Below are 18,144 nucleotides of genomic sequence, written 5' to 3' on the forward strand. Positions count from 1 at the left end.
TCACTGAGTTTGATGCGACCCTTGGGCTTGCTCAAGGAGGTTACCAATTCCTATATTTGGATTACGCTAGCTGATAATCTCTGTAACCTGGGAAAACTCTCTAATTTTTTAAGCCTGAGTAGTTACTGTTGTTTAGCAGTCTCTTTTTGAATGAATCGCTGAGTATTCTTCAGTGGAGTGGTGTTGTGCTGACGTTGATCAGCGTTTATTTAGTCAATCAGCGAGAACAGATAGAAGAGTCTGTTGCTCATTTACTCAAGAGAGTTTTGCCGAGTGACCCAATTGAGAGCATTGCGGCAGAGACTAAAGTCTCAGATGCTGATGTAATCACTGATTAAGCTTTCGTTTCAGTAACCATTTGTTTTCGAAACTTAATCTTTAGGAGATCGTTTGGGTGATTTGTCAATTTTTAGTGGTCGTCACCATTGCATTTTTCAGTTTTAGTACCATTTTCAGTTCTCCGCTACCGGCAATAGCTAGTGAGTATCAGTCTGTCGAATATAGCCAAAGCCAGTCAGTTAGCGAGCAAAAAAGTCAGACCTACCCCAGTCAATCCGATTACGAAAAATCTCAAGATGCTAGCGATTATAGCTACACAGCCAAGCAAACAAATCAGGCCAAACCTCAACAGAGCAAACAAGGGAAGCAGGCAAGCCAGATGAGTCCTGATGAAAAACAATACTCTCAACCAGAACAGTCCTATCAAATCAAGCAATAGCAGCTCTCTTCAAATGGATCGCCTACAGAATCAAACAGAACAAAATCTTAAGGCCATTCGCGGATCGTTTCTAGATTTCGTGGATGATCCTTTTTATGTGCCAGAAAAAGAAAGTGTTCGATATTTACCTGATGGCTTGCTAGTGCTAGAAAATGGCAAAGTCAAAGAGTTTGGTCCGTATGACGAGCTGCAAGCTAAGTATGGAGAAGTTTCAACGACTGTTTATACCGAACGGCTAATTATGCCAGGGTTTATCGATATCCATATTCACTATCCGCAAACTGGCATGATCGCGGCTTATGGAGAACAGCTTCTAGAATGGCTAGAGCAATATATTTTTCCGACTGAAGAAAAATTTCAAGATAAAGTCTACGCACGCGAAGTCTCTGACATTTTTTTAGATCAGCTGCTGAGTAACGGGACGACCACCGCCTTAGTGTTGGCAGCTGTGTTTCCTCAATCTGTAGATGCTTTCTTTGAAGCGGCAGAAGCTCGCAACCTTTGCATGATTGCGGGTAAGGTCATGATGGATCGCAACGCGCCAGAATCTGTATGTGATACCGCTGAGTCTGCTTATCAGGAGACAAAGGCTTTAATTCAGAAATGGCACAAGAAAGGTCGCTTGCACTATGCAGTGACCCCTCGATTTGCGATTACCTCGACAGGTGAACAGCTGCAAAAAGCGGGAGAGCTACTGAGAGAATTTCCAGATGTCTATATGCATACACATCTTTCCGAGAATGTTAAAGAAGTTGAGTGGGTAAAAACGCTTTTTCCTGACTGCGAAGGCTATTTGGACGCTTACGACCAAGCCGGACTAGTCGGGGAACGCTCGGTGTTTGCTCATGGGATTCACCTAACCGATAGTGAGTTTCAGCGACTTTCAGAAGCTAAGAGTGCGATCGCATTTTGCCCAACCTCTAACTTATTCTTAGGCAGTGGTCTTTTCAAAATAGAACAGGCTAAATCAGCAGATTATCCTGTAAAAGTAGGATTGGCCACAGACGTTGGCGCGGGCACAAGCTTCTCGCTATTGCAGACTGCCAACGAAGCCTATAAAGTTGCGCAGCTACGTCAGCAAAAGCTTTCTCCTTTCAAAGCACTCTTTTTGGCAACGCTAGGCGGGGCAAAAGCCCTATGTCTAGAAGATACGCTTGGCAGTTTCGATGTCGGCAAAGACGCCGACTTCATCGTCCTTAATCCACAAGCGACAAAACTTATGGCCTTTCGCAACAGTACTGAGTTTCCGCGTACTTTAGATGAACTCGCTGATCGCGCTTTCTCTTTGATAATGCTAGGCGATGACCGGGCTGTCCAAGCAACTTACATTCTTGGTGAGCTGGCTTATGGGACACCCTAACTGTGCATGAGCAAGTTTTTGAGGCGCGGCTTAAAGACTGGTAAGCGCCCGAGGGAAATAGGGAAATTTTAGAAAATGGAGAACGCGAGATTCGCTAATTTGAGAGAGTGAGCGAAGAGCTCGAACTGCCTCTGATTAAGCCGATGGTGATTTGAAGTGCCCACCTAATTTTGGACAGTAAACTCAGGCAATAGCAAGACTAGATTTGCATGTATAACCTTGAGATACTCTAGTGAGTCTTCCTTTCCTCCAATGGACTTCAGCTTACGTTCTCTCGTTGCTGTCCTAACTTCTGGGGTCACTACAAAGGTTTAATTAAAATTTTTCTACCTCAAAGTCAAAAACTCTTCCGCCGAGCTGGGATGGATTCCCACTGTGGCATCAAAGCCGGCCTTAGTGGCCCCCATTTTCACTGCAATTGCCACCCCTTGAATAATCTCAGCGGCAGAATCTCCCACCATGTGAGCACCGAGAATCTTATCGGTTTGTACATGGACAATCAGCTTCATCAGCGTTTTTTCTTCCAACTGGGGCAGGGTGTAGTAGATTGGCCTAAATCGGGTGCGATAGACCTTAATGGCCGCCTCACCATATTTTTCCATGGCCTGGGTTTCAGTCAGGCCCACCGTGGCCACCTCGGGGGTGGTGAACACCGCTGAGGGAATATTGTCACGGCTCATGACCCGGCGCTCGCCCCCATAATGGGTATCGGCAAACGTGCATCCTTCATTGATAGCCACCGGGGTCAGCTTAATCCGGTTGGTACAGTCCCCCACCGCATAGATATTGGATTCCGCCGTCTGGTTATGGGCATCTACCACAATGGCCCCATTTTCTACTTCAACCCGAGTATTTTCTAAACCGAGATGATCGAGTCGTGGTTTGCGGCCTAGGGCGGCTAAGCCCACCACATCCGTCAGCACCATGGTGTTGTTTTTTAAGTTGACCCGTAGGCCCTGGTCATGTTTTTCGAGGCTGACTAGTTCATCTTGGACAATTCGAATGCCGTGGCGGATCATGGCATCCTGGACTTCGGTGCGAATGTCCTGATCAAAGCCCCGCAGGATATTGTCGCGACGAATAATTTGGGTCACTTCTGTTCCTAGAGCATTGAGCACGCAGGCAAACTCACAGCCAATGTAGCCCCCACCCAAAATCACCATGCGCTTGGGTTGCTGGGGCAAACTAAAAATCTGGTCTGAGGTAATGGCTAGGTCAATTCCTGGAATATTGGGTTTACTCGGTGTGCCCCCCACGGCAATTAAAATTTTCTCGGCGGTAACGGTCTGGCCCGCAACGTCGATGGTGTGGAAGTCCGCGAGCCGAGCATGGCCCTGGTATAGGGCTACTTCTGCCTGATCAATCATGCTCTGATAGATGCCATTCAGCCGTGTTACTTCATGGTTGACGGCCTCAATCATGGTGGCCCAGTCAAATTTGCCCGGTTCAAAGGTCCAGCCATACCCCGCTGCCTCTTGTACATGGCTAGCAAAGCGGGACGCGTAGACCATGAGTTTTTTGGGTATACAGCCCCGGTTAACGGAGGTACCCCCCAGCCGGTCAAATTCAGCCACAGCAACTTTTACCCCGTACTGGGCAGCCCGTCTTGCGGTGGCAATACCCCCCGGACCAGCACCAATGACAAACAGGTCAAAATCGTAGGCCATGGTATGTTTCCTCTTTACCCAGTGGGTTGCCCGTTAAGTTGCTTTTCGGCTCAGTACCGTTGCTAAGCCCATCCATCCTATAGCCATGGGTGGCGCTTATCGAGTGACTAGCTTCTTGATTTGGGCTAGTTTGGATGGCTTGTAGGGGGCATAACGCCAGTCTAGATCCAACCAAAACGTCTTTTTAAGCACGCTCTTGTAGTGGGAAAAGGTGTCGAAGGAGGCCTTACCGTGGTAGTTGCCCATGCCGCTTTGACCCACGCCTCCAAAGGGCAGACCGGGGACGCCAATGTGGAGTACCGTATCGTTCAAACAGACACCACCGGAAGAGGTTGCCGTTAGTACCTGCTGCTGTTTGGCCTGATCTCGGGTGAAGAGATAGAGGGCTAAGGGTTTAGGACGGGCGTTGATTTGGGCGAGGGCCTGGTCAAAGTGGTCGTAGGTTAAGACAGGTAAAATCGGGCCAAAGATTTCGTCCTGCATGACGGGGGAGTCCCAGGTGATGTTGTCGAGGACGGTGGGGGCAATGTAGCGGCTACTGGCGTCGGTGTCACCGCCCACTAGCACGGTACCGCTATCCAGCAGGTGGGTTAATCGGTCAAACTGTCGCTGGTTGATGATGCGGCTGAGATCTGGACTTTTGGAGGGATCATCGCCGAAGAATTCTCGAATGGCGGCTGTTAGCTTTTCGAGAAATGGGTCTTTGATGGTGCGGTCGATCAGCAAATAGTCGGGGGCAATGCAGGTTTGTCCGGCATTGATAAATTTGCCCCAGGCAATGCGCTTGGCGGCATGGTCCAGGTTGATATCGGCATCCACAATGCAGGGACTTTTGCCCCCTAACTCTAGGGTGACGGGGGTGAGGTGCTGGGCGGCGGCCGCCATGATGATGCGACCAATGGCGGTGCCACCGGTGAAGAAGATGTGGTCAAACTTTTCGGCTAGGAGCTGTTGGCTAATGCTGGCGTCACCTTCAAATAGGGTGATGTAGCTGGGGTCAAAGGTGTCGGCAATCAGATCAGATACCACTTTGGCGGTGTGGGGGGCATGCTCCGAGGGTTTGAGGATGGCGCAGTTTCCGGCTGCGATCGCACCCACCAATGGCGACACCAGCAGCTGAAAAGGATAGTTCCAGGGACCAATGATCAACACCACCCCCAAGGGATCGGGCTGAATCCAGGCCGACGACGGAAAATTTTCTAGGGTGGACTTCACCCGCTTAGGCTTCATCCAAGCCTTGAGCTTTTTCATCGCCAGATTAATCTCTGACAAGGTGGCGATTTCAAAATAGGCTTCAAACTCAGGGCGGCCCAAATCGGCCTTGGCCGCCGCCACAATGTCCATCTGTCGATCAATAATTGCTTGTTTCAACTTGGCCAGCTGGGCTAAACGAAAAGCCATGGGTTTCGTTTGGCCTGAGGCAAAGAATGTCCGCTGTTGGAGCAGCGCTTCAGGAATCGGAGCAGATTTAGTCAGCTGAGCCGTCATAAGGAAAGGGTTAGGGGGTAGATTGGTGATTCATCTATCCTATGAGCCGTCATAGGGCAGGGTTAAGGGGTAGATCGGTGATTTTATCTATCCTATGAGCCGTCATAGGGCAGTGGGTCAGGGGTAGATTGGTAGAGATGTCATTTATCCTATGATGTCGCGAACCCATCGATCTGACCATGTTCCAAACCACCCGCCGGCGCCTAGCCCTCTGGTACACCACCGTTACGGCTATTTTGCTACTGATTTTTGCTAGCGGCGTGTACTTTTACGTGCGCAATACCCTGGTGGAGCGGGTGGACGACACCCTGAACCATGTGGTTGAAGTGGTTCAGCGTTCGTTGGTGATTGAGGCGGCAGCTCCTTCCACCGGCAGGGTGTTGACCGCAACTGGTGTGCAAGGAGAGGCCCCGCTGCGGGTGAATGTGGACGATAGCTTCCGGGACAATGCCCAAACCCTAGAGGATGACCACATTGATATTGAATGGTTTGGCCCAGACGGTCAACTTCAGTGGAGTACCCTATCGGTGCCCATTGGGCTACCGCTGCAGCTGAATACAGCTGGGAAAACGGTGCATCTCAAAAGCAACGATCAGGATAACGATCAGGTGCTGCGGCAAATTAGCCGCCGGGTGCAGATCGACCACCAAATCCTGGGGTATCTCCGGGTCAGTCATCCCTGGTTTGAAGTCAGCAAGCCCAGTCGCCAGCTCATGATTGATCTGAGCATTTGGTCGGGGCTGATCATCGTTGCCACGGGCACCATCGGCTGGCTGCTGTCAGGACTGGCCATGGCTCCGGTACGTCAGTCCTATCAGCAGCTCAAGCAATTCACCGCCGATGCCTCCCATGAGCTGCGTAACCCCATCGCCGTGATCCAAACCAATGTGCAGGTGGCCCTGGCCGATCCGGAACCGGATGCCGACTTCCAGCATAGCCAGCTCCAGGTGGTGGAGCGGCTCACCCGGAGGCTAGGGCGGTTGGTGGATAATCTTTTATTTTTAGCCCGGCAGGATGGCGGCCTGATTCCGATGCAGTGGGAAGACCTGGATCTGCACCAGCTGCTGGCGGAAGTGTTGGAAGAACAGGGACTGATTGCCCAGGGGCAAGGTTTAGAGCTGGTTTATCAAGGGGCAGGGGAAGCAGGGGCAGGGACGCAGGGGGAAAAGGAGCTGCCCCACCTAACGGGGGATCGGGATCAGTTGGTGCGGCTGTTTACTAATCTGATTAGCAATGCCATTCAGTACACCCCCGAGGGCACTGTGACGGTCAGTCTGGACCATACCCAATGGCAAGGTCGAGGGGCATATCAGGTCACCGTAGAGGACACCGGGATTGGTATCTCCAAAGTGTTGCAATCCCAGGTGTTTGATCGATTTTATCGAGTGGATAAAGCCCGTAGCCGCCGAGATGGAGCGGGGTCAGGGTTGGGTCTTGCGATCGCAAAGGCCATCATCACCAACCACCAAGGCCATATCCGACTAGACAGTCAGGTAGACCAGGGAACCACGGTGACCGTCACCCTACCCGTGCATCCAGGGGCCTAGATATCTGTTAGCTGCTTTGTTGGAAATGTCCTTACTGGGTCAAACTCGCCACTTCACTTTCACCCGGTGTAAAGGTTTGCTCCACCACCGTACCGGGTTTACCCATTGGCTTAGCTTGCTCTTGGTTATAGGCCAACACCACCCCACCAGCATTCCCCGCCCGAATCGTGAGGGATTTCTTCGCGGTCCAGGAGCGCTCGGTGCCCTCTTGCAAAATACCTTCATAGGCCTGATCGCCGTCGGCGGTGACCCGCACCCAGGACTGTTGAACAAACTCAACCTTCACCACAATGGGCTCCTTAGGAATTTGGGCCACCTCAGGCTTGTCGGCCTGGGCGGGCGCTGCTGCTGTCGTTCCCCGAGGGGTGAGCTGCTCCACCACCACCGGATCGAGAATCGGTTCCGCTGCATTCTGGGGAATGGCCCGCTGCATTAAATAGGACAAGCCAGTGACGGAAACCGCAATCAGTACGATGTAGGCCCCATACAAGTGGTAAGGACGGAGCTGCACCGAATCCTGCAACCAGTGGCGCCGTTCCCCCTTGGGTGCAGGCATCTCCCCGTAGTGATCGGCCAGGGCCTGGCCGTTGAGACCCAGCACATCGCCATAGCGTCTAATCAAACCCCGCACGTAGATCGGTTCAGGCAAATCACTTGCCCGAGCCTCTTCCAGCGCTGTCAGCAATCTAGGCCGAACGAGCACTTTGCCCGCTAGCTGTTCTAGGGTTTGACCACTGGCCTCCCGAGCATCACGCAGCACAGAGCCCAGCGCTAATAGCTGCTCCTGTTGCTGCTCACTCGTATAGCCTTGGCGTTTCATAGGATAAAAATGTTTCTTAACAATTTAAGCACATCACCGGTCTAGTTCCAGCATACGAGTCTTGGAAGTCCCTGTCAGAGAAGATCTAGGAGGATTTTAAGCTCTTGGGGGGTTAATTCACGGCATTGCCCCAAGGGTAGTTCTCCGAGGGCGATTGCCCCAATGGAACTCCGGTGCAGACTCAGGACAGGATGCCCAAGTTGCTCAGCCACCCGGCGGATTTGGCGGTTCCGTCCTTCATGGAGAACGATCTCTAGCAAGGCAGGGGCTTTGGGATGTAGCATTGTGACCTCAGCGGGGGCGGTCATTTGCCCCCCCAGGTCCACGCCGTGCCGCCACTTTTCCAGGGTATGGTTCGCCGGGGAGCCTTCGACTCTGACTCGGTAGGTTTTAGCGATGTGATGGCGGGGATGGGTCAGGGTTTGGGTGAGCTGCCCATGGTTGGTAAGTAGTAATGCTCCAGTGGAGTCCGTGTCTAGGCGACCCACGGGATGTAGTCGCATATCTCCCTGGCGCAGCTCTGGGGGCAGCAGGTCGATCACAGTTTTTCGACATTGGGGATCCTCACAGGTGGAGATCACCCCACGGGGTTTATTGAGTAATACGTAACGCTTGTCGGGACGGTTATCTGGGTTAAGGGGACGGCCATCAATCCGAATATCGTCCACCGTCGGGTTAGCGCGCTGACCGATGTGGGCCTTGACACCATTAACGGTGATGCGACCTGTGGAAATAAGCAGTTCTGACTGACGACGAGAGGCCACACCCCACTGGGACAGAAGCTTCTGTAATTTTTCGTCGGAGGATAGAGGTGGGGATGAGGGTGGTTGGGACAATGGCTGCTTAGACAACTCCTTTAGCAAATCTGTAAATCTAAAAATCTACGGATATAGCTCTCCAAAAATACGGTGTTTAGACCATAGTTCATACCACAGGTGAGGACTGATGACGGTTAGTAGTTAATTAAGTCGGTAAATAAATCAGTAAGCACAGGGATGGTGGCGTCATCTGCCAGTACCCCTGATTATAGCTCAGTGTTTTTACTCAGGTGGCGGTTACTTAGGTATTAAGTATTCCGGATCTTCTTCCCCTAGGGATTTGGGTAGCCAAACCCGGAGCCATGCCCCCCCGGTATCCGGATGGTTTTTGGCCTGAACTGTTCCCTGGTGGGATTCGACAATTTTTTGCACAATTGATAGGCCTAGCCCAGTACCGTTTGAGATCGCACTGGTCTCCGACCGGGTGCGAGATGTATCAGACCGATAAAAACGCTCAAACACATGGGGCAGGTCTTTTTCCTGAAACCCTTCACCCCAGTCAAATACATCCAACTGCAGCCCCGGTGTGGTCTCCCGATCAACCCATTGCATATGGACATGGATCGCCTGGCCCTGAGGGCTGTACTTGAGGGCGTTGTCCAGTAAATTCAACATCATGCGATAGACCAGACCTGCATTAACGGCTGCGATCGCACAGTCAGGACCTTGATAGTCCAGCACCTTATCCTGAGGTTTCGCTTGGGGTTCTAGACTTTGCCAAGCTTGGTAGAGCAGCGTCACCACATCGGCGTCTTCTAACCGCTGGGGTTGTTGTTGCTCCAAATGATTGAGACTGAGCATATCGTCCACCAGCGCCGTCAGGCGATTCACCTCCCCCAGCAGGCGATCGGTCCAGGTAACCAGGTCCGGATCGATGCGATTGCGCAAGGTTTCCCCCACTAGGCGAATCGACGTTAGGGGCGTTTTTAACTCATGGGCCACATCCGAGGTCCAGCGATCGCGCTGCTGGGTTAGCATCACCTCCTGCTGACGATTCTCTAAAAACACCCCCACATTGCCCTGGTTCAATGGAATACCGTAACCACGTAAGGGATAGGCCGGTCGCTCTAAAACGTTGGCTGGATCGGTTGAAATGGACCGAAAGATCCATTCTTTTTTGCATTCAGTCTGGCTGGTGCGCGTTTGCTCCACCAGCTGATCTAGCTCATAGGACCGAGCAATGGCCAGCAATAGTTTGGGAGATGGGTAAACCTCAGTCTGGTCAATCCCTAAAAGCCGCTTAGCCTTGGCGTTACACCAAAGCAGACAGTTTTCTTGATCAACCTTTAAATATCCCAAGGGTGAACGCTGTAGCAGCCGATTAACCTCATCCACCTCAGCCTGCAAATTATTTACCGCCATGCTCTGATTAGCCATGGCACTGGCAATCTGAGATTCATAGGAAAAAGACGGAGCTTCAGGTTGGATGCTAATGCGCTCAAATAGAGCCTTGCGTCTGGTACCGGATCGTTGCCGGGAAACCAAGAAGCATAAAAATCCTATGAATAACCCGGCGAGGAAAGAGAGCACGGTGTACTACAACTATTGCAATGACTGCTCCCAGAATACCTTGGGTAAGTCAAGAGATGGGAGATAAGTCGAGCCTGGTTCGAGCCATAAAAAAAGGTTCCTTCCTAAGAAGGAACCCAATCACAATACATTCCATGGGAATCAATTGTTTCTTTAACAGGGACAGGCTGAGCGCACCTAAGCGTTATGACATCTAGGTGCGTTGCCCGAAACCGGTCTAGCGCACCTGAGCGCCGCGATACTTAAGACCACTGACAAAGCCTTGGACATGGCCCACAGCTTTTTTCATGCGATAGGATGCACCGCGATAGCAAGCGACATCGCTATCTTCCACAGCGATATTGCGATTGGAAACAGTGTACTTGACGCCACGATAGGACATTTGCATGGATTTCGCCTCCTTAAATTAGACGTAGAGAGTTAAGATGAGGCGCGTTCCTTCGGTCTGATAGGTTCGCTATCTTTCCTACTTCCGTTCCTAACTGAACCATTAACATCCGGTAGATGCGATTAATCCGGCAAGGAATGAACGTTTCGTTTCTGTATTCAAATATACAGAAGTGGAAATATTTTTGTCAATAGGTTTTATTTTTTTCTGGATGTTTAAGCGTATTGGCTTATGCTTTCCGAGATACGTACATTATTCCAATGAATCAAACCATTCCACCCCAACGCTTTTATCCTTATTTGACCTGGCAGGATGTGGACCAGATGGCCGATAAGGACCAGGTGGTGATTGTCCAGCCGGTGGGCTCCATTGAGCAACATGGTCCCCATTTACCTCTGGTGGTGGATACGGCCCTGGGCATGGCGGTCATTGGGCGGGCCCTGGAGCAGCTAGATCCATCGGTGCCGGTCTATTGCTTGCCACCTCTGTGCTACGGCAAGTCCAATGAGCATTGGGGGTTTCCCGGTACGGTCACCCTGTCGGCATCGACGTTGATGGCGGTGCTGACCGATGTGGCCGATAGCATTTACCAGGCTGGGTTTCGTAAGCTCGTATTACTCAACTCCCATGGTGGACAACCCCAGGTGATCGAAATAGTGGCTCGGGATGTCCACCAGCGTCAGCCTGATTTTTGGGTATTTCCCCAGTTTCTTTGGCGGGTGCCCCATGGGGTGGGTGAACTGCTTAGCCCCAGGGAGCGTGAGGAGGGGATTCACGCTGGGGATGCGGAAACTAGTTTGATGTTGGCGATTTTGCCGGACCAGGTGTACATGGATCGAGCAGTGACGGAATATCCGCCCGCTCTAAAACCAGGAGGGCTGCTGAGTTTAGAAGGATCGCTGCCCTTTAGCTGGATCACCCGAGATATTTCTCAGAGTGGCGTTGTGGGGGATGCCACTGTGGCGACGGTGGAAAAGGGGCAGCAAATTTTGGCCGAGGTGGCGGCGGGTTGGGTAACGGTTTTGGAAGAAATTTATCGGTTCACTCCACCTCGGCGCTGGGAGGATTAACTAAAGGGCAGAATAGGAGGCACTGCTCGTCTGTCCTGGGCAAAAGCCTGACAAGAGCCTGGGCAGTCCGTCTGTCCTGGGCAAAAGCCTGGGCAAAAGGTACAACCTATTCCATTGCCACCCCGAAGGAGTTTCTATGCTGACCGAGAAAAAGCCCGTCATTGATCAGACTGCTACTTTATTAGCCAATGGGGTCCCATTGGTCAATGGGGATAATCTAGGACTCAAGACTTTAGCGGTGGACATTGGCGGTAGCGGCACTAAGGTGATTTTGCTGGATGGGTCGGGGCTGCCCCTGGGGGAGCGGGCCAGGGTAAAGACGCCATGGCCCGCCACACCTGAAGCGGTGATGGATGCGATCGCAAACCTCGCCGCCGATCAGCCATCCTTTGATCGAGTATCCGTGGGATTTCCAGGTGTAGTGCGCCATGGCGTCACCTATACCGCTGTCAATCTCGATCGAGCCTGGGTGGGATTTCCCTTGGCAGAGCGTTTAACCCAGCAATTACAGAGTCCAACTAGGGTGGCGAACGATGCCGACATCCAAGGATTTGGGGCAGTTTCCGGCCAGGGTGTAGAGCTGGTCATTACCCTCGGCACTGGGTTTGGTTCCGCCCTGTTTGTTGATGGCCATCTGTTGCCCAATCTAGAAATGGCCCACCATCGCTTTCGCAAAACAGAATCCTACGAAGAGCAGCTAGGCCGCGCTGCCCTAGAAAAAGTCGGTAAGGAAAAATGGAATCGTCGGTTGAAGAAAGCGATCGCTGCCCTGGAACATCTGTTCAACTACGATCGGCTCTACATTGGCGGCGGAGAGACCAAAAACATCGCCCTCAAGCTAGCTTCCAACATTGAAATTGTGCCCAATGTCATGGGATTGCTGGGGGGCATCGCCCTATGGCGGCAGGTAGAAGCTGACCATACCAGGCCGCAGCCGAAGGTAGCTAGGAGGACTGAGGAGTCAGGCTTGAGGATTCAGGGATTGTCGGGAATTTAATTGAGAAAGAATGTCCTATTTGCTGTCTCGTACTAAAACAACGGGCATGATAGGTAAAGAAGTTTTGGTACGTTTAAGCCCATGGTCTCAGGACTTTTGTGTCTCACACTTGTAACTAACACAACTGCCCCATAGGGGTGGCCTGTCCTTGTGGCCATCACTTGTGACTAAAACTATCAATAGCTGACCCATAATCAAAGTTAACTATGATTGGCCAGGTACAGGACCCATCGGAAGAGCACCATCAGATCTTTGGATGGCCTACTATTGCTCTATTTTTTGCTATTTGTTCGATTTATTTGGCCTTCCTCAAACCGGGCATTTGGGGGGTGGATGGTAACGACATGCTCCACATGTCCCAGTCGCTGATCGAGAAGGGTAATTTCTCGATTCCACCTGGCGCGGGGGGTATTGAGGGGCCAGATGGTCAGTTTTACTCCATTCGCTATCCCCTATTGCCAGTGTTTGCGGTGCCTTTTGTCTGGGTGGGTATGACCCTTGGCAATATGTTCAATCTGCCGGTGCAGTATACCTCTGCGGCCTGTGGCCTAGTGCTGAATATTTTGCTGACAGCGGCCACGGCGGTACTGGTTTATGGCTTGACCCTACAACTGGGGGGACAGCGCCGGGGGGCATTTATGGCCGCCATTGGCTATGCCTTTTGTACGGCGGCCATGGTCTATGCTCGGGAATTTTTTGCGGAGCCGCTGTTGGGGTTCATTATTACCTTGGCTCTATATTTGGCCTTTGGCCAGTCGCGGTGGGGCCACTGGGTTACTGGTCTGCTGGCTGCCCTGGCCATTGCTGCTAAACCGGCGGGGATTTTATTGGGGCCGGTGCTGATGTTGTATTTTTTACTGCGGCGCTGCAGCTGGGATCGCATTTTAGCCCCTGGCATCGGCACGGTGGTCGGGGTGGGTCTCTACCTGGCCTATAACTATGCGCGGTTTGGCAGTATTGCCTCATCGGGACAGGATTCTTCGCAGTTGGGCTTCGATGGTTTTTTTCTGCGGGCCTTGGGGCAGTGGATTAGCCCCGGTAGCGGTGGCGGCATGTTTTGGTACTGTCCGCCGACGATTTTGGCGTTGGTGGGCCTGTGGGTGTTGTGGCAGCAGCGCAAGTTGGAATTTGTAGCCCTGGCTGGCATTGTGGTTAGTTTTTGGCTATTGCACAGCGGCTGGGACTTTAACGGTTGGAACTGGGGACCTCGGTTTCTGGTGCCCATTATCCCGGCATTGATGGTCACGGTCGGTCTGTTGGGTAAACGCTGGCGGATGCCGCTGGTGGGGCTGATGGTGCTGGGCTTTTTGGTCAATGCTCCTACCCTGCTCACCTTTTACCAGCGCTACTTTGCTGAAATTGCGGATCAGAGTACGGTGCTGCTGATGCAAACCCTATCCCTGTGGAGCGAGGCATCCCAAGCACCGATTTTTAATGCTTGGGCCGCCGCTGGCCGACAGCTGGCCGACGCGTTTAGTACCCCGGTGCAGGAGATTCTCAGGAATGTGGGTCAGCCGCCGGAGGCGGGGAATCTGTCGCAGGCAGAGTTGTTGAGAATTGTGGCGGTGTGGTGGTGGTTTCTGCCTGCAGCTGGGATTCCCACTTGGGTTGGGATTGCGATCGCAACCGCCATGGTTAGCTTAGGTCTATGGCTACTCCGCCTGAGCTGGCTGATCGGACTGAAGCCAGCGACGTCGTTTCAAACGAACAAAATTCCCTTTTAATTCAAACTAAGTTCAAATTAAATTCAAAATCTATCCCCCAGTCCTATCTCCACCTAACTCTTTAGCCTGTTTGACCGCCCCCAGTCCTAAAGTATCCTCCCATGAAACTGATTATTCAAATTCCCTGCTACAACGAAGAAAATACCCTAGGGGTAACGCTCTCAGAGCTGCCGCGAGCGGTGGCCGGTGTGGATCAGGTGGAATGGCTGATCATTAACGACGGCAGCCTAGACCGCACCGTGGATGTGGCGCGGGAATGGGGGGTGGATCACGTCGTCAGCTTTGACCACAACCAGGGTTTAGCCCGGGGGTTTATGGCGGGGTTAGATGCCTGTCTCAAGGCCGGGGCCGACATCATCGTCAATACCGATGCCGATAACCAGTACTGCGCCGCCGATATTCCTAAGCTGATTGAGCCCATTCTTCAGGGTCAGGCGGAAATTGTGGTGGGCGAACGGCCCATTATGGAAATCAAGCACTTTTCCCCGATCAAAAAGCTGCTGCAGCGCATGGGCAGTTGGGCCGTGCGGGTGGCTAGCAAAACCTCGGTGGCCGATGCCCCCAGCGGATTTCGCGCCATCAGCCGCAATGCGGCCATGCAGCTCAATGTTTTTAATGAGTATACCTACACCCTAGAAACCATCATTCAAGCGGGGCAAAAGGGGATGGCGGTGGCATCGGTGCCCATTCGCACCAACGGCTACCTGCGCCCGTCCCGGCTAGTCAAGAGCATTGCCTCCTATGTGCAACGGTCCTTGTTTACCATTCTGCGCATTTTTATTACCTATCGGCCCCTATCCTTTTTCACAATTCTCGGGGGGATTCCCATTGGCCTAGGTCTTTTACTGGTGGTGCGTTGGCTTTGGCTATTTATGGTCACCTTTGAGAATACCGGTCGCACCCATATTCCTAGCCTGATTTTTGCTGCTGTTTTAATTTTAGTTGGGGTGCAATGCTGGATTTTTGGACTGATTGCCGATTTGATGTCGACTAACCGTAAATTATTGGAAGATATTCAACTGCGGTTGCGGCGCTCAGAAATCGAGGACCATATGAAGAAAAAGGCTCGGCAGTAAAAAGTTAGATCACCCTTAGCGATCGGTGACTAACTCTGATTCACTGACCCTGATCCACTGACCTTGATTCACTAACCCTGATCAATCATATTAATTACCTCCTAGATGAAAGATCTATTTGCCCAGGCAGCTCTCGACCAAATTCCTAAAATTCTGACGTTGCAGGACCGTAACCCCCACAGTCCTAATTATGGCTGTTTTGATCGTAACTTTTGGCAGTATAAAATTATTGACTTTCCTAGCGGTATGTCCCAGGAGTTTGTATGGCCCCTGGCCCTGGTGTATGACATGCCGCTGCCGAATAATCCTTACCATCAACAGCCCAACATTAAGGCCTGGGTAGAGGCGGGCATTGCCTTTGCGGCCAAGAGTTCCCATCCCGATGGGTCCTGTGATGACTATTTTCCCTTTGAGCGGGCCGGTGGCGCAGCGGCCTTTTCGTTGCTGGCCTGTTTGGAAAGCTATCGGTTGCTGAAGCTGGATAATCCGCAGTGGCTGAGGTTTTTTGAAACTCGGGCCGACTGGTTGGCCCATCACCAGGAGAGTGGTCGTTTGACCAACCACCAGGCGCTGATTGTGCTGTGTTTGGAGATTGCTTCGCGGGTGTTGAATAACCAGAAGTGGCAGGGGGCGATCCAACAGCGGCTGGAGCAGGTACTGTCCTGGCAGGATTCGGAAGGGTGGTTCCAGGAGTATGAGGGGTGTGATCCGGGGTACCACACCCTGACCATTGCCTGTTTGGCGCGGGTGTATGACCTGGGTGAGAGAACGGATGAGCGGTTGCGGGATGCGATCGCAAACGGTGTCCGCCTAGCCAGCCACTTTGTCCACCCCGACGGTTCCTACGGGGGTGAATACACCAGCCGCAACACCTACAACTATTTCCCCCACGGCTTTGAACTCGTAGGTCGCTGGCTGCCCGAAGCATTGAGCCTTAACGACCGCTTTTTGAAAGGGCTTCATAACGGTTGTGGCTCCTGTTACGCCGACGACCACATTGTCGGCCACCACACCTGGAATTATTTACTCACCTGGAAAGACTTTGTCGACGTGCGTCCCCCCACCCAGCCGCCCCACCCAGGACGGGTTTGGTTTCCCAACGCCCGCATTCTGATCGATCAGCGAGAAGACACCAAGCTATACCTGGCCCTCAACAAGGGTGGAGCCTTTAAGTTTTTCCGTCACAACAAGTTGGTACTCTCAGACACCCAGTTTTCACTCCAGGTAAGGGAAAGCGGTAAGGTGAAAAATGCCGTTGGTCACCTCGTAGGCGATTACCAATACGACATTCAAGATCACCGCATCACCCTCGAAGGCCCCCTAGGTTGGGCCAAGCAAAAACAGATGAATCCCTTGAATCTAATGATTCTGCGGGTGGTGATGTTAACGGTCGGGCGCTTCTTTCCCAACCTGATTCGCAAGCTGTTGCAAAAGATGTTGATCACCGGCAAAAATGATGCCCCCTTTCGGTTCCAGCGAATATTTGAATGGCAAAATGGCCACTGGCTCCTGAGGGATAAGCTCATGGCCACCAGTGGTTGGAAAAATGTTCTCACCGCTGGCATGGGTTGCGACCAAACTTCGATCTATGTGGTCATGAGTCGCACCTTTCAACCGGGGCAACTCCAACCATGGAAAGATTTAACCAGCGACGTAAATGCTCTCTCTGCTGAGCAGCCCTTGGAGGTAGAACGACAGCTGTAATGCTTGAAAGTGGGCCGTGCCCACCAAAATACGGTTATCCCAGGGTATTCCCAAGGGAAGCCCCTACGAGATTTTTCCATTCCCCATTCCTCTGCGGATTTTACAGGCCCCATGAAACGCTATATCTCCATCTTTATCAGTACCCTCATCCTGGTGATTCTATACACCAAGATTGACTTTCCGGAACTGATAAAAGTTTTCCGAGAATGTAACCCTTTTTGGATGGTGGTGAGCCTGGGGATGGTTATTCCCATTACTTTTTTCACCGGCTGGCGGTTAAAGCAACTCATCCCAGTCCAGGCAAAACTCAACATTTGGGAAGCAAACAAGTTGATCTTGGCCGCCAGCGTCCTAAATATGGTGCTGCCCTCAAAAATGGGTGACATTGCCAAGTCCTATTTCATGAAAGAGAAGGGAAATCTCAGCGGTACCCTGTCCTTGTCCATCGTGATTTTTGAAAAAGCCTGCGACATGCTGTCGTTGTTATTGTGGTGTGCCTTTGGTCTGATCCTGTATCCAGCAAAAGATGCCTTTTTCTGGACCATGACCGCCGGTATTCTCGGCGGTTTGATTTTTGGTTTACTGATGCTAGGGTCCAAAGGGTTTGCTCGATTTGGGTTTACCACCATGCGACGCATTGCCCCTAAAAAAATTGGCAAAAAACTCGCCTCGTTTCAAGACTCCTGGGACGAGATGCACGATTACTTTTGGGGGAATCCCGCCCAGCTCACCCGCATTGTCACCATGTCGATTTTCGTGTGGTTTTTACATCTATTACAAATCTGGTTATTTATTCTCGCTCTCAATGCCTGGACTCCTCCCGTCATTAGCTTTGCCCTGGCTCCCCTAGCCATTTTGGCTGGTCTACTCCCGCTCACCTTTGCCGGTGTCGGCACCCGTGATGCCGCCCTAGTGGCCCTCTATGCGCCCTACTTTAGCGCTGCCACTGGAGCGGCCTTGGGAGTACTGTGTACCTCTCGCTATTTCCTCCCCGCCATTGGTGGATTGCCCTTTCTGAATCAATACCTAAGCACCGTCAAACAGTTCAACAAAGCTTAAGAAGTATGAATAGAGCAAGTTTGAAATAGCTGAAATCTAAATATCCATTGGGCCAGTTTGTTCAATGTGAAGTTGAGTTGCATTCACCTTTGGACATAAGTCTGGCTGTAGGGGTATCAACTTAAGCCGGAAAATTCTGGCTAGGTGGGGAATCAGGGGCCAGAAGCCAGTGAGGCCC

At 51.9% G+C, this 18,144-nt stretch carries 15 protein-coding genes, 1 pseudogene and 1 riboswitch; of the genes and pseudogenes, 10 read left to right on the forward strand and 6 right to left on the reverse strand.

Features of this window, described 5'->3' with window-relative positions; genetic code table 11:
- Positions 1–125: 125 nt before the first annotated feature.
- The 3 genes and pseudogenes from VB741_RS17460 to guaD all read left to right on the forward strand — a co-directional run.
- A pseudogene (locus tag VB741_RS17460) lies at positions 126–338 on the forward strand (EamA family transporter); the annotation flags it as partial.
- Between the two features lie 74 nt (positions 339–412).
- Positions 413–718 carry a hypothetical protein gene (locus tag VB741_RS17465; RefSeq protein ID WP_323366471.1) on the forward strand — a complete coding sequence of 102 codons (306 nt, stop codon included), beginning with the start codon at positions 413–415 and terminating at the stop codon, positions 716–718.
- A 13-nt stretch (positions 719–731) separates the two neighbouring features.
- Positions 732–2,078, forward strand: a complete 1,347-nt coding sequence (guaD, locus tag VB741_RS17470; protein WP_442786387.1) for a guanine deaminase — start codon at positions 732–734, stop codon at positions 2,076–2,078.
- 326 nt (positions 2,079–2,404) lie between these two features.
- Here the strand turns inward: guaD and gorA are convergent, their stop codons facing one another.
- Both gorA and VB741_RS17480 read right to left on the reverse strand, forming a co-directional pair.
- Positions 2,405–3,745 (reverse strand): glutathione-disulfide reductase, encoded by a 1,341-nt coding sequence (gorA, locus tag VB741_RS17475; RefSeq protein WP_323366473.1) that lies wholly within the window; start codon positions 3,743–3,745, stop codon positions 2,405–2,407.
- Between the two features lie 96 nt (positions 3,746–3,841).
- Positions 3,842–5,233, reverse strand: coding sequence for an aldehyde dehydrogenase (locus tag VB741_RS17480; protein ID WP_323366474.1), 1,392 nt, complete (start codon positions 5,231–5,233; stop codon positions 3,842–3,844).
- Positions 5,234–5,412: 179 nt separating this feature from the next.
- On the opposite strand from VB741_RS17480, the gene VB741_RS17485 reads away from it, so the two are divergent.
- Positions 5,413–6,780 (forward strand): sensor histidine kinase, encoded by a 1,368-nt coding sequence (locus VB741_RS17485; RefSeq protein ID WP_323366475.1) that lies wholly within the window; start codon positions 5,413–5,415, stop codon positions 6,778–6,780.
- 31 nt (positions 6,781–6,811) lie between these two features.
- Here the strand turns inward: VB741_RS17485 and VB741_RS17490 are convergent, their stop codons facing one another.
- From VB741_RS17490 to VB741_RS17505, 4 genes are all read right to left on the reverse strand, one after another.
- Complete coding sequence (locus tag VB741_RS17490; protein ID WP_323366476.1) at positions 6,812–7,600, reverse strand: helix-turn-helix domain-containing protein; 789 nt, start codon at positions 7,598–7,600, stop codon at positions 6,812–6,814.
- A 74-nt stretch (positions 7,601–7,674) separates the two neighbouring features.
- A complete protein-coding gene (locus tag VB741_RS17495) occupies positions 7,675–8,436 on the reverse strand; it encodes a pseudouridine synthase (protein ID WP_323366477.1) in 762 nt (253 codons plus the stop codon).
- 219 nt (positions 8,437–8,655) lie between these two features.
- Positions 8,656–9,903, reverse strand: coding sequence for a sensor histidine kinase (locus VB741_RS17500; protein ID WP_323366478.1), 1,248 nt, complete (start codon positions 9,901–9,903; stop codon positions 8,656–8,658).
- A 262-nt stretch (positions 9,904–10,165) separates the two neighbouring features.
- Positions 10,166–10,336, reverse strand: a complete 171-nt coding sequence (locus VB741_RS17505) for a DUF4278 domain-containing protein (RefSeq protein WP_323366479.1) — start codon at positions 10,334–10,336, stop codon at positions 10,166–10,168.
- Between the two features lie 41 nt (positions 10,337–10,377).
- Positions 10,378–10,482: riboswitch (Glutamine riboswitch) on the reverse strand.
- Between the two features lie 114 nt (positions 10,483–10,596).
- Here VB741_RS17505 and VB741_RS17510 point away from each other — a divergent pair.
- The 6 genes from VB741_RS17510 to VB741_RS17535 all read left to right on the forward strand — a co-directional run bounded on the left by VB741_RS17510 (position 10,597) and on the right by VB741_RS17535 (position 17,966).
- The gene (locus tag VB741_RS17510) at positions 10,597–11,406 is read left to right on the forward strand and encodes a creatininase family protein (RefSeq protein WP_323366480.1); all 810 of its coding nucleotides are present in this window, start codon (positions 10,597–10,599) and stop codon (positions 11,404–11,406) included.
- 136 nt (positions 11,407–11,542) lie between these two features.
- Positions 11,543–12,403: an ROK family protein gene (locus VB741_RS17515; RefSeq protein ID WP_323366481.1), complete on the forward strand. Its 861-nt coding sequence runs from the start codon at positions 11,543–11,545 to the stop codon at positions 12,401–12,403.
- 206 nt (positions 12,404–12,609) lie between these two features.
- Positions 12,610–14,127 carry a hypothetical protein gene (locus VB741_RS17520; RefSeq protein ID WP_323366482.1) on the forward strand — a complete coding sequence of 506 codons (1,518 nt, stop codon included), beginning with the start codon at positions 12,610–12,612 and terminating at the stop codon, positions 14,125–14,127.
- A 101-nt stretch (positions 14,128–14,228) separates the two neighbouring features.
- On the forward strand, positions 14,229–15,203 hold the full coding sequence (locus tag VB741_RS17525; RefSeq protein WP_323366483.1) for a glycosyltransferase family 2 protein: 975 nt from the start codon (positions 14,229–14,231) through the stop codon (positions 15,201–15,203).
- A 105-nt stretch (positions 15,204–15,308) separates the two neighbouring features.
- Complete coding sequence (locus VB741_RS17530; protein ID WP_323366484.1) at positions 15,309–16,907, forward strand: hypothetical protein; 1,599 nt, start codon at positions 15,309–15,311, stop codon at positions 16,905–16,907.
- Positions 16,908–17,018: 111 nt separating this feature from the next.
- Positions 17,019–17,966: a lysylphosphatidylglycerol synthase transmembrane domain-containing protein gene (locus VB741_RS17535; RefSeq protein ID WP_323366485.1), complete on the forward strand. Its 948-nt coding sequence runs from the start codon at positions 17,019–17,021 to the stop codon at positions 17,964–17,966.
- Positions 17,967–18,144: the final 178 nt, after the last annotated feature.

Origin of the sequence: Leptothoe sp. PORK10 BA2 (assembly GCF_034932105.1) — a bacterium.
GTDB lineage: Bacteria > Cyanobacteriota > Cyanobacteriia > Phormidesmidales > Phormidesmidaceae > Leptothoe.

Coding starts and splice junctions, on each gene's coding strand:
- guaD (WP_442786387.1), top strand. CDS start 732: ATGGATCGCCTACAGAATCAAACAGAACAAAATCTTAAGGCCATTCGC.
- gorA (WP_323366473.1), bottom strand. CDS start 3,745: ATGGCCTACGATTTTGACCTGTTTGTCATTGGTGCTGGTCCGGGGGGT.
- VB741_RS17480 (WP_323366474.1), bottom strand. CDS start 5,233: ATGACGGCTCAGCTGACTAAATCTGCTCCGATTCCTGAAGCGCTGCTC.
- VB741_RS17485 (WP_323366475.1), top strand. CDS start 5,413: ATGTTCCAAACCACCCGCCGGCGCCTAGCCCTCTGGTACACCACCGTT.
- VB741_RS17490 (WP_323366476.1), bottom strand. CDS start 7,600: ATGAAACGCCAAGGCTATACGAGTGAGCAGCAACAGGAGCAGCTATTA.
- VB741_RS17505 (WP_323366479.1), bottom strand. CDS start 10,336: ATGCAAATGTCCTATCGTGGCGTCAAGTACACTGTTTCCAATCGCAAT.
- VB741_RS17510 (WP_323366480.1), top strand. CDS start 10,597: ATGAATCAAACCATTCCACCCCAACGCTTTTATCCTTATTTGACCTGG.
- VB741_RS17515 (WP_323366481.1), top strand. CDS start 11,543: ATGCTGACCGAGAAAAAGCCCGTCATTGATCAGACTGCTACTTTATTA.
- VB741_RS17520 (WP_323366482.1), top strand. CDS start 12,610: ATGATTGGCCAGGTACAGGACCCATCGGAAGAGCACCATCAGATCTTT.
- VB741_RS17525 (WP_323366483.1), top strand. CDS start 14,229: ATGAAACTGATTATTCAAATTCCCTGCTACAACGAAGAAAATACCCTA.
- VB741_RS17530 (WP_323366484.1), top strand. CDS start 15,309: ATGAAAGATCTATTTGCCCAGGCAGCTCTCGACCAAATTCCTAAAATT.
- VB741_RS17535 (WP_323366485.1), top strand. CDS start 17,019: ATGAAACGCTATATCTCCATCTTTATCAGTACCCTCATCCTGGTGATT.